Here is a 10,651-nt window from a genome sequence, read left to right as displayed (position 1 = left end):
TCAACTCATGGTTGACGCAACAGGGGCGTCAACCTAGAGTTGACGCATGAGCGACAACCCCACACCCACCCAATTGACCGGAGTCCGCCTCGACGACCTGATCAGCGCGATCCACAAGGTCCACGACGATCCGCTCGAACAACTCACCGACGCCATGACCGCCGCCGCCCACCTCGGCGACGTCGGCGACAGCCTCATCGGACACTTCGTCGATCAGGCCCGCCGCTCCGGCGCGTCGTGGACGCAGATCGGCGCCAGTATGGGTGTGACGAAACAGGCTGCACAGAAACGGTTTGTCGGCCGCAACCCGGCGTCCGACGAACCGAGTCCGTTCAGCCGCTTCACCCCACGAGCACGCAACGTCATCTCGTCGGCGCACAATCACGCGGTTGCCACCGGCGCACGCACCGTCGGCTCGACCCACCTGGCCCACGGACTGGCCTCCGACTCGTCGTCACTGGCCACACTGGTACTCACCGCACAGGGCGTCGACCCGACGGTCTTGACCGATACCACCGCGCCGGTGGACACCGATCCCACCGCGAATCGCGATGCCGACACCGTCCTGCCCTACGACGACGCCGCCAAAGCGGTTCTCGAACAGACGGTTCGGACGGCGCTGGAACTCGGGCACAACTACGTCGGCACCGAGCACCTGCTGCTGGCACTGTTCACCGATCAGGCCGTGGGCGCACGCCTGCGCGACGCGGGCGCCGATGCCGAGGCAACGAAGTCGGCTGTCGAAGAACAACTCTCACAGCTGAAGACCTAGCGATCGAGACGTCAGTCCTCGTCGCCGACGACATGCACCGCAGCCTCTTCGGCGCTGGCGCCCGCCCCGTCGATCCCGCAGTCGGTGGCGACGGCCTCGGCCTCGTCGTCGCGGTAGTCGCCGGCGTCGGGCGCCAGCAATCGGCCGGCGCGACGCCCGCCCACCTGATCGGCATCCTCGACGAACTCGTCGTCGGCGTCGGATTCGTGCGACCGCCAGTCGCGGCGCTCATCGGCGGCGATGTCGTCGAGCGGATCACTCGCCCCGACGTCGGGCTCCTCCTCGGAGAGCTTCTCGTCCAGCGTCTCCCCCTCGCGCATCTCCTGCGCGGTCAGCCCGTGCACGGCACCCTTGGGCGCGTAATCGGGCGGGGAGAAGCCCTCGTCCAGGACGTCGTCGACGCCACGATCATCGAGCGTGTCCTCGGGTTGCAGCTGATCGTCGGGGTCGAGGCTGTACTCGCCGTCCGAGCCTTCGGGGGTGCTGTCGTTCTCGTAACCGCTCACACTTTCACGATGCCAGGCCGCGCGACCGCGGGCCAGCATGCCCGGCCGAACGAGGTCCTTCGGCCCCGCACCGAGGCTCGGAGCGGTTACGTCTTTGTGAAACAGATCACGTTTGTGCCCGGATTCGGCGACAATGACGACTGTGATCGAGGAAATGCAGGACGAAGCCCGGTCCTTGCTCTCCGCGGGTGAATACGGACACGCGCTGGCCGAGTTCTCGGTGCTGCGCGAGATCCGGTCGCGACGTGAGGGACCGTACTCGCCGATGTATCTGTCCAACCTCCACGACTCGGTGCGCTGCATGTCGCACCTGGGCCTGTGGGCCGACGCGACGCCGCTGTGCCGCGAGTTGCACGGCAAATACGTGCGCACGCATGGGCGCGGCGAGTGCGACACCGTCGACGTCGCCAAGCACTGGGCGTGGGCGCTGGTACATCTCGACGACTACCCGCCCGCGGTCCGCCTGTATCTGCTGACCGCCGACGCCCTCTGGGACGTCGACCGCGACCAGGCCCATCGGCTCCTCGGCGCCGCGTTGGCCCATCGCCACGACCTCGACCCCGAAGCCCTGGTCACGCCGGGAACCATCGACGGGGTGGGTTTGCGCCACGCCGACGACGTCCTCGCCGACCTCGGCGATCTGCGGTCACGACTCGCCGCCGACGACCCGCCGTTCACCTGCACGACGATCGACGGGTTGGTGGCCTGAGGCGGTTCGTCATCGCCGCCCCGAGCGGCGCAGTGATTCGCGGATGAAGACGGCGTGCGGGCTGAAGTACTCGCGGGTCCGGGCGTTGAACAAGAAATAACCGGGCAGAACGATGACGAGAATCATCGAGCCCGCCGTCAACAACACATGCCACGGGCTCAGCGCAGCAGGTTCCAGCGCGACAGCGAGCACGACGGCGAGAACGGTGAAGACCGACGGAATCACCCAGATCACGATGAAGAAACGTCGCGCCCCGCGCTTCCCGCGCAGATAGCGGATCGCTGCGGTCAGACAAGCCAGCGCGTAGACGGTGATGAGCCCGGCAACGATCACACCCACGACCTCGGCATTGTTGTCGGAGATCACCAGTTCCCCGGTGTCGCGCACCTCGTAAGTTGTGGTGCGCTCGAATCCGCCTCCGTTGAGCCCCACCCCGACGATCCCGCCCACGACGGCGAACACCGTCATCACCAACTGATACACCCCGAAAACAACGACCTGCCATGGCATGGGCACCGCACTGGGCCCCTCCGGAACCGGCCACTGCGCTCCGACGAACCCGGACATCGGCAGAGCCGGCGGCGGCGCGAATCGTGGTGGTGGTGGCGGCACCGCAGAGTAGGCCAGCGGAAATCGTCTGCCCGACTCGGGTTCCGGCGTGTCCGGGTGCATCCGTCGACGCTAGGTCGCCGGGAACGCCGTGACCATCGTCCGATCGGACCAACCGGACATCACATTCACCCGATGGGGGTGGTCAGACCTCGACCGCGCGCCCACCCCGACGACGCCGGAAGACGTAGCTGTCCGCCGCGAAGTTTCCGGCGTTGGCGAATCCCACGGCCAGCAGTGCCGCGATGAGCGCGAGCGGGAACTCGTAGCCGCCGTCGTTGCTCCAGAATCCGTGATCCCAGTGCACTGTGGCGATTGCGCCGATCATGTCGATGACCAGCAGGATCGAGACCAGCGGCAGCAGCAGCCCGAGAATGAGCAGGATTCCGCCGACCAGCTCGACCCACGCCGCGTAGTACGCCGAGAACTCCGGCCAGGGAACGTTCACCGACTTGAAGAACGCCGTGGTGGCGTCGATTCCATTGGTATGGAGCTTCTGCCAGCCGTGCATGATGAAGACATAGCCCAGGATCACCCGGGCTGCCAGGAGTGCGATGCCGCGAAGACCGTTCATGTGCCACTTCCGTTTCTCGATCCGCCACGTCGTGGCGGGGCGTTGCTCTGACCGAACCCAAGATATACGGACCATGGTCCGCTTACAATCGCGGCACACCGGCATACGATGCCCACCGACCCCTCGACGGGTACTCTGAGTTTCCGCACGGTCGGTGCTCGAACAGGTGGCCCGACACGCGATCGTCACCCGGTCGAGTCCATCGCAATCAGCCCGTGACCGACCCGCGACGCCCGCGTGCCCGGAGAACCGGACCGACCATGTGACACGCCACCGAGGACGAGGGAGATGTTGAGTGCGGGGAAAGTCGGTCAAGGCATCGCGACAGCCCCTCCTCGGATCACCCGCCGACGAACTGGACCCGTACCTCCCCGACAACGGGAACCTCGGCTACCGCATCTCCCGATACGACCTGGAACTCGAGTACAAGGTCACCAGCAACCGACTCGAGGGCACCGCGACGCTCACCGCGACGTCGTACGTCGCCCTCCAACGCTTCACCCTCGATCTCGCCGGAACGCTGAGCGTCTCGCGCGTCACCGTCGACAACAAGCGGGTGCGCTATTCGCACCGCAACAAGAAACTCTCCATCACCCCGGCCGCACCGATTCCGCCGGGCGGCGCGATGACGATCGTGGTGCGCTATCACGGCTCACCGCGGCCGATCCGCGGCGCTTGGGGTGAGGTCGGCTGGGAAGAACTGACCGAGGGTGCGCTGTGCGCCAACCAACCCAACGGTGCGGCGTCGTGGTTCCCCTGCGACGACCATCCGCTCGCCAAGGCCACGTACCGGATCGCGATCACCACCGACAGCCCGTATTACGCCCTGGCCAACGGCGTCCTGGAATCCAAACGCGTACGCGCGGCCCAGACCACCTGGGTCTATCAACAGGTCGAGCCGATGTCGACGTATCTGGCGTCCATCCAGGTCGGGCCATACAAGAAGGTGTCGTTGGCCACCAAGCCGATTCCGGTCGACGCGGTGCTCCCGCCGCGACTGACCCGCAATCTCGACATCGACTTCGGCCGCCAGGTGGAGATGGTCGAGGCGTTCGTTGAGATGTTCGGCCCGTATCCGTTTCCGCGGTACACCGTGGTCGTCACCGACGATCCGCTCGAGATCCCCATTGAGGCGCAGAGCTTTTCGACATTCGGCGCCAACCATTGCGACGGCACGTCGCGCTCGGAGCGACTCGTCGCCCACGAACTCGCGCATCAGTGGTTCGGCAACTCGGTGACGCTGGCGCGGTGGCGCGACATCTGGCTGCACGAGGGATTCGCCTGCTACGCCGAGTGGTTGTGGAGCCAGCGCTCGGGAGGCCGCAGTGCCGACGAGTGGGCCCGGCACTACTACGCCAAGCTCGCCGCGAGTCCGGTGCGGGTCGCACTCGCCGACCCCGGACCGCGAAAGATGTTCGACGACTGGGTCTACAAGCGCGGAGCCATCACGCTGCACGCTCTGCGACTGACCATCGGTGACGGCAACTTCTTCGCCCTGCTACACCGCTGGACCGACAAATACCGGTACGGCTCGGTGACCACCGAGGACTTCATCGCCCTCGCGGCCAATTTCTCCTCGGCCCCGTTGCAGGACCTGTGGCAACAGTGGCTGTTCACCCCCGAGCTTCCGGCCTACCCGACACCCTGAACCACGTTGTGTGAGATCACTTCTCGCCCAGCGCGCGCACGTAGTCCTCGACGTCGTCGAATCGCGGCAGCAGACCGGACGCCCGTGCGGCGTCCAAACCCGGGGCCGCGGTGTCCTTCGCGGACAGTTCGTAGACCAGTGGACTGCCGTCGCGGGCGAGCGTCGGCCAGTCGATCCCGAGTTCGGGATCCATCGGATTGATCCCGTGCTCGGCACCCGGGTTGTAGCCCGTCGAACACAGGTAGGTGACCGTGGAGTTGTCGGCGAGCGCGCAGAAGGCATGGCCCAACCCCTCCGACAGATACACCGCGCGGCGGTCGACGTCGTCGAGTAGGACGGTGTCGTGGGTACCGAATGTCGGTGAGCCGACTCGGATGTCGACGATCACGTCGAGAATCGCTCCGGTGGCGCAGGTGACGTATTTGGCCTGTCCGGGCGGGACGTCAGCAAAGTGCACGCCGCGCAACACCCCGGCCGCCGACACCGACAGGTTCACCTGCGCGAGGTCGAAGCGGTGCCCGATGGTCTCGGCGAGGACGTCGGCCTTGAACGCCTCGGTGAACACCCCGCGCGCATCGCCGTGCAGTACCGGGGTCAGCTCCCAGGCACCGGCGATCGAGAGTTCTCGGACCTTCATGCGAATCCCTTTCCGCGGGCGAGGATGTCCAACAGATAGTCGCCGTAACCGGACTTGCGCAGTTGCTCGGCCCGGGCCGCGAGCTGATCGTCGTCGAGATATCCACGACGCCAGGCGATCTCCTCGGGGACCGCGATCTTGAGCCCCTGCCGTTGTTCGACGGTCCGCACGAAATTGCCCGCATCGAGCAGCGAATCGAAGGTGCCGGTGTCGAGCCAGGCGGTACCCCGCGGCAACACCGTGACCTTGAGTTTGCTGCGCTGCAGATAGTGGTCGTTGATGTCGGTGATCTCGTATTCTCCACGCGCACTGGGCCGTAACCCCCGTGCGATCTCGACGACGTCGTTGTCGTAGAAGTACAGACCCGGAACCGCATAGTTGGATTTCGGTGCGGCGGGCTTCTCCTCCAACGAGATCGCCGTCCCCGACTCGTCGAACTCGACGACGCCGTAGGCACCCGGCTCGGCGACCCAATACGCGAAGATCGCACCGCCGTCGACGTCGCCGAAACCCTGCAACTGTGAGCCGAGTCCGGGGCCGTAGAAGATGTTGTCGCCGAGGACGAGGGCGACCGAATCGTCGCCGATGTGATCGGCACCGAGGGTGAACGCCTGCGCGAGCCCGTCCGGCGACTCCTGCGTCACATAGCTCAGCTCGACGCCGAATTGACCGCCGTCGCCGAGCAGCCCACGGAATGCGTCGGCGTCGTTGGGCGTGGTGATGACGAGGATCTCCCGGATCCCGGCGAGCATCAGCGTCGACAGCGGGTAGTAGATCATCGGCTTGTCGTATACGGGGACCAGCTGTTTGCTCACCCCCTGCGTGATGGGGTGGAGCCGGCTGCCGGTACCCCCGGCCAGGATGATCCCGCGCATGGGTGACAGGGTAGCGGGCCGAAGTCGGACTCTCTCGGTATCCTCGTACAGCGTCATCATCGTCGACAGCGTCATCTGTCTCCGACACCGAAGGGCTCGATTCACATGCGCGTGCTGGTCACCGGGGGCGCCGGATTCATCGGCGCGAACTTCGTGCTGCGCACCGTCGAGAATCGCCCCGACGCCCGAATCCGGGTGCTGGACAAGCTGACCTACGCCGCCAATCCCGCGACTCTCGAGCCGGTCGCCGACTCCGTCGAGCTCGTCGAAGGCGACATCGCCGACGCACCGCTGGTCGAGCGCCTCGTCGCCGACTCCGACTTCGTCGTGCACTTCGCCGCCGAATCGCACAACGACAACTCCCTGGCCGATCCGTCGGCCTTCGTGCAGACCAACCTCGTGGGCACTTACACCCTGCTCGAGGCGGTCCGCCGACACCGGGTGCGTTACCACCACATCAGCACCGACGAGGTCTACGGGGACCTCGAACTCGACGACCCGGCACGCTTCACCGAGCAGACCCCCTACAACCCGTCGAGCCCCTACAGCTCCACCAAGGCCGGCAGCGACCTGCTCGTTCGTGCCTGGGTGCGCTCGTTCGGCGTCGCGGCGACCCTGTCGAACTGCTCCAACAACTACGGGCCGTATCAGCACGTGGAGAAGTTCATCCCGCGCCAGATCACCAACGTCCTGTCCGGGGTGCGGCCCCGTCTCTACGGCGACGGACGCAACGTGCGCGACTGGATTCACGTCGACGACCACAACGACGCCGTGTGGACCATCATCGATGCCGGCCGCATCGGCGAGACCTACCTCATCGGCGCCGACGGCGAGGTCGACAACCGCACCGTCGTCGAGACCATCCTGGAGTTGCTCGGGCAACCGCGCGACGCGTTCGACTTCGTCACCGACCGGCGCGGCCACGACCGCCGTTACGCGATCGACTCCACGCGGCTGCGCACCGAATTGGGTTGGCGACCACAGTATGTGGATTTCCGCTCCGGACTCGCGGCGACGATCGACTGGTATCGCGAACATCCCGACTGGTGGCGTGCGGCCAAGACGAGTGCCGAGCAGAAGTACTCGGTCACCGAGAAGATCCTGGGATAGCCCGACGCGCGGTCCCGGTCAGCTCCCGGCCTGCGCCTGCTGATGCCGCCGCGCCTTGGTGCGGTTGCCGCAGATCGCCATCGAACACCACCGCCGCGTCCCCGAACGGCTGGTGTCGAGGTACCAGAGCACGCATTGTGGATGCTGACATTGCCGAATCCGGTCGGGTACCCGTGCCAGGAGGTCGAGATAGCCTTCGGCGGCGAGCCACGGCACCGTCCATGCCGGATCATCGACGACAAGCTCGTCTTGCACCCCGTCGGCGCCGAGAGACAGCTCGCGATGCCCGTGGGCCAGAACAGCATTTAGCGCAAATCGGGATTCCTCCTCGGCGGGCCGCCGGGCCACCGCGGCGATCGCCTCCCGCGTCGTGCACAGCGCCGCACGCAATGCCGCGTCGGCCCGCTCCGGCCGGTACCGCTCGTCGAGGATCGCCGAACGCAGCCAGATCTCGACGCCGTCAACGGTTTCCAGCAGATCCTGCAGGCGGCCACCCTCGATCCAATGGGTGTCGAGAAGATCCAGCGGGAGCGGCTCGCCGAGGAGCGGGCGCGGATCGGCCTGCGAGGTCATGATCCCAGGGTAGAGGCGGGTCGCCACTTGTGCGGGCACCCCCTTGCGCCGCGGCCACTAACCCCCTAACGTCATTTAGACAGTTACACCGGCAGCATCCCGCCGACGGTGACCAGCCAGGAGGCATCATGTCCGCACCCACATCCGAGACCTCACCACTGCAGGCGGCCGCGACCGGACACGTCGCACTCAACGTCACCGACCTGGCGAGATCGGTCGATTTCTACTCGGGCGTCTTCGGTTTCGACGTGCTGGGACGCAGCGACGAGCCCGGACGGGAATTCGCTTTCCTCGGGCGCGGCGCCGAGTTGATCCTGACGCTGTGGCAACAGAGCGCCGACGAGTTCCCGACGGCCATGGCCGGCCTGCACCATCTGGCGTTCAACGTGCCAACGATCGCCGATGTCGAAGCCGCACAAGAATTCCTGCGTTCGCGGGACGTACCGTTGATCTACGACGAGATCCTCGCGCACATGCCCGGCATGACCTCGGGCGGGATCTTCTTCACCGACCCCGACGGCATCCGGATCGAGATCTGCACCGCCGAGGGCGCGCAGACTCACCCGACCCGCGACGACGGCACCCCCAGCTGCGGATTCTTCTGATGGCCACCGGCTTCCACGCCGGTGAACTGGCCGCCCAGCGCAGCGCCGGCCTGGCCGAGGCCGGCGCGCGCATGGCACGCACCATCCGATCGAGCATGCCGACACCGCTGATCGGCTTCCTCGCCGACCAGCCGTGGATTCATCTGAGCGGTATCGATGCGGCGCACCGCATCTGGGCGTCGACACTCGTCGGAGACGCCGGTCTGATCGAGGTCGTCGACGACACCACCCTGCACCTGCCGCATCCGGCCGCCGACGATCCCCTGCACCGCCTCGACGCGGGATCGGAGGTCGGGCTACTGGCCATCGACCTCACCCGGCGCCGACGGGCGCGCATCAACGGCACCGTCCACCCCGACGCCGACGGCATTCGCATCGACGTCGACCAGTGCTATGCCAACTGCCCCAAATACATTCAGAGTCGACCACACCGGCCGGCGGTCGGCACCGACCCCGTCGTGCAGACAACACGTACCGACACCGCGCACCTGACGGAGGCCGATATCGAGCTACTGCATCGCGCCGACACCGCCGTCCTCGCGACCATCGCACCCGGCTTCGGGGCGGACTGCTCGCATCGCGGCGGGATGCCCGGCTTCTTGCAGTGCGGCCCTGACGGAACCGTCATCGGCTTCGCCGATCATCCCGGCAACGCCATGTTCAACAGCCTGGGCAACCTGGAGCTCGACGACCGGGCCGGTCTGACCGTCCCCGACTTCGATACGGGTGCGTTGCTGCAGATCACCGGTCGCGCCACGGTGCGGTATGCGACGCCGGAAGAACGGACCGTCGAGATCACCGTCGGCCACGTCGTGCACCGCTCCGGGGTGCTGCCGTGGCGATACGGTCCGGTCGAATACTCCCCGGCCTCGATCGCGGTCGCGAGCGACCACTGACCGAGCCGGTGCAACACATCCGGCACACACCGGCCGCACGAGCACTTCCCAGCCCGACCTTCTACCGTGGTGCTCATGCGCGTACTCGTCAGCGGCGGTGCCGGCTACATCGGCTCCCACACGGTGATCAAACTCGTCGAGGCCGGCCACGATGTGGTGATCGTCGACGACTTCTCCAACGCCAAACCGACGGTGATCGGCCGGCTCGAGGCGCTCACCGGGGTCCACCTGCCGGTTCATGCGTTCAACCTGACCGACTACGACAAGACCGAACATCTCTTCGCCGGTGAGCAGATCGACGCGGTCATCCATTTCGCGGGGTTCAAGGCGGTCGGCGAGTCGGTCGCCAAACCGCTCGACTATTACCAGAACAACCTCGATTCGACGTTCTCGCTGCTACGCGCCATGCGCCGCCACGACGTTCACACGCTGGTGTTCTCGTCGTCGGCGACGGTGTACGGCGCCGAGCCGGTGCTGCCGATGACCGAGGACTCCCCGACCTCGGCCACCAACCCGTACGGGTGGACCAAGGTGATGATCGAACAGGTCCTGCGCGACGTCGCCGCGTCCGACGAGTCGTGGCGGATCGCGGCACTGCGCTACTTCAACCCCGTCGGCGCGCATCCGAGCGGGCAGATCGGCGAGGACCCCTCCGGCATCCCCAACAACCTCATGCCCTTCGTCGCGCAGGTCGCCGTCGGGCGGCGCGAGAAACTGTCGGTGTTCGGTGACGACTACCCCACCCCCGACGGCACGGGTGTGCGCGACTACATCCACGTCGACGATCTCGCGGCCGGTCACGTCGCGGCACTCGAGCGCGTCGGCAGCCACGACGAGCCGATGTCGGTGTGGAATCTCGGTACCGGACAAGGCATTTCGGTTCTCGAGGTGATCAAGGCCTTCGAGCGGGCCAGCGGCCGGGAGATCCCGTACGAGATCGCCCCGCGACGCCCCGGTGACATCGCCGCCTCCTACGCCGACCCGTCGCGCGCCAACGCCGATCTGCGCTGGTATGCGACGAAGACGATCGACGACATGTGCGCCGACACCTGGCGGTGGCAGTCGAACAACCCGAACGGCTATCCCGACGCCTGATCGCGAGTTCCGCGGCGTCGACCCCGACGGGGACGATGTCCG

General features: G+C 66.5%; 13 protein-coding genes. 7 read left to right on the top strand and 6 right to left on the bottom strand.

Going from position 1 to position 10,651, the window contains the following annotated elements:
* Positions 1–46: 46 nt before the first annotated feature.
* Positions 47–772, top strand: a complete 726-nt coding sequence (locus J6U32_RS06565; protein ID WP_208794078.1) for a Clp protease N-terminal domain-containing protein — start codon at positions 47–49, stop codon at positions 770–772.
* 11 nt (positions 773–783) lie between these two features.
* Here the strand turns inward: J6U32_RS06565 and J6U32_RS06560 are convergent, their stop codons facing one another.
* Positions 784–1,317, bottom strand: a complete 534-nt coding sequence (locus tag J6U32_RS06560) for a DUF5709 domain-containing protein (RefSeq protein ID WP_208794076.1) — start codon at positions 1,315–1,317, stop codon at positions 784–786.
* 94 nt (positions 1,318–1,411) lie between these two features.
* Here J6U32_RS06560 and J6U32_RS06555 point away from each other — a divergent pair, with 94 nt between their 5' ends.
* On the top strand, positions 1,412–1,987 hold the full coding sequence (locus tag J6U32_RS06555; RefSeq protein ID WP_208794074.1) for a hypothetical protein: 576 nt from the start codon (positions 1,412–1,414) through the stop codon (positions 1,985–1,987).
* A gap of 9 nt (positions 1,988–1,996) precedes the next feature.
* Here J6U32_RS06555 and J6U32_RS06550 read toward each other — a convergent pair whose 3' ends face one another.
* Together J6U32_RS06550 and J6U32_RS06545 are read right to left on the bottom strand one after the other, a co-directional pair.
* On the bottom strand, positions 1,997–2,659 hold the full coding sequence (locus tag J6U32_RS06550; protein WP_208794072.1) for a hypothetical protein: 663 nt from the start codon (positions 2,657–2,659) through the stop codon (positions 1,997–1,999).
* Positions 2,660–2,741: 82 nt separating this feature from the next.
* Positions 2,742–3,170: a DoxX family protein gene (locus J6U32_RS06545; RefSeq protein ID WP_208794071.1), complete on the bottom strand. Its 429-nt coding sequence runs from the start codon at positions 3,168–3,170 to the stop codon at positions 2,742–2,744.
* 295 nt (positions 3,171–3,465) lie between these two features.
* Here J6U32_RS06545 and J6U32_RS06540 point away from each other — a divergent pair, with 295 nt between their 5' ends.
* On the top strand, positions 3,466–4,818 hold the full coding sequence (locus tag J6U32_RS06540) for a M1 family metallopeptidase (protein WP_208794069.1): 1,353 nt from the start codon (positions 3,466–3,468) through the stop codon (positions 4,816–4,818).
* Between the two features lie 16 nt (positions 4,819–4,834).
* Here the strand turns inward: J6U32_RS06540 and J6U32_RS06535 are convergent, their stop codons facing one another.
* On the bottom strand, positions 4,835–5,455 hold the full coding sequence (locus tag J6U32_RS06535) for a dTDP-4-dehydrorhamnose 3,5-epimerase family protein (RefSeq protein WP_208794067.1): 621 nt from the start codon (positions 5,453–5,455) through the stop codon (positions 4,835–4,837).
* On the bottom strand, positions 5,452–6,330 hold the full coding sequence (gene rfbA / locus J6U32_RS06530; protein ID WP_208794065.1) for a glucose-1-phosphate thymidylyltransferase RfbA: 879 nt from the start codon (positions 6,328–6,330) through the stop codon (positions 5,452–5,454). Before rfbA ends, J6U32_RS06535 begins: the two co-directional genes overlap by 4 nt.
* Before the next feature lie 105 nt (positions 6,331–6,435).
* On the opposite strand from rfbA, the gene rfbB reads away from it, so the two are divergent.
* Positions 6,436–7,440 carry a dTDP-glucose 4,6-dehydratase gene (gene rfbB / locus J6U32_RS06525; protein ID WP_208794055.1) on the top strand — a complete coding sequence of 335 codons (1,005 nt, stop codon included), beginning with the start codon at positions 6,436–6,438 and terminating at the stop codon, positions 7,438–7,440.
* Positions 7,441–7,458: 18 nt separating this feature from the next.
* On the opposite strand, the gene J6U32_RS06520 is transcribed toward rfbB, so the two are convergent.
* Complete coding sequence (locus tag J6U32_RS06520; protein WP_208794054.1) at positions 7,459–8,013, bottom strand: CGNR zinc finger domain-containing protein; 555 nt, start codon at positions 8,011–8,013, stop codon at positions 7,459–7,461.
* A 128-nt stretch (positions 8,014–8,141) separates the two neighbouring features.
* On the opposite strand from J6U32_RS06520, the gene J6U32_RS06515 reads away from it, so the two are divergent.
* The 3 genes from J6U32_RS06515 to galE all read left to right on the top strand — a co-directional run bounded on the left by J6U32_RS06515 (position 8,142) and on the right by galE (position 10,609).
* On the top strand, positions 8,142–8,618 hold the full coding sequence (locus J6U32_RS06515) for a VOC family protein (RefSeq protein ID WP_208794053.1): 477 nt from the start codon (positions 8,142–8,144) through the stop codon (positions 8,616–8,618).
* Positions 8,618–9,514, top strand: coding sequence for a pyridoxamine 5'-phosphate oxidase family protein (locus J6U32_RS06510; protein WP_208794052.1), 897 nt, complete (start codon positions 8,618–8,620; stop codon positions 9,512–9,514). Before J6U32_RS06515 ends, J6U32_RS06510 begins: the two co-directional genes overlap by 1 nt.
* A gap of 75 nt (positions 9,515–9,589) precedes the next feature.
* The gene (gene galE, locus J6U32_RS06505) at positions 9,590–10,609 is read left to right on the top strand and encodes a UDP-glucose 4-epimerase GalE (protein WP_208794051.1); all 1,020 of its coding nucleotides are present in this window, start codon (positions 9,590–9,592) and stop codon (positions 10,607–10,609) included.
* Positions 10,610–10,651 lie beyond the last annotated feature (42 nt).

The organism is Gordonia polyisoprenivorans, from assembly GCF_017654315.1.
GTDB lineage: Bacteria > Actinomycetota > Actinomycetes > Mycobacteriales > Mycobacteriaceae > Gordonia > Gordonia polyisoprenivorans_A.
Note: the sequence above shows the minus strand (reverse complement) of the source record. Positions and strands in the feature narration are given on the sequence as shown.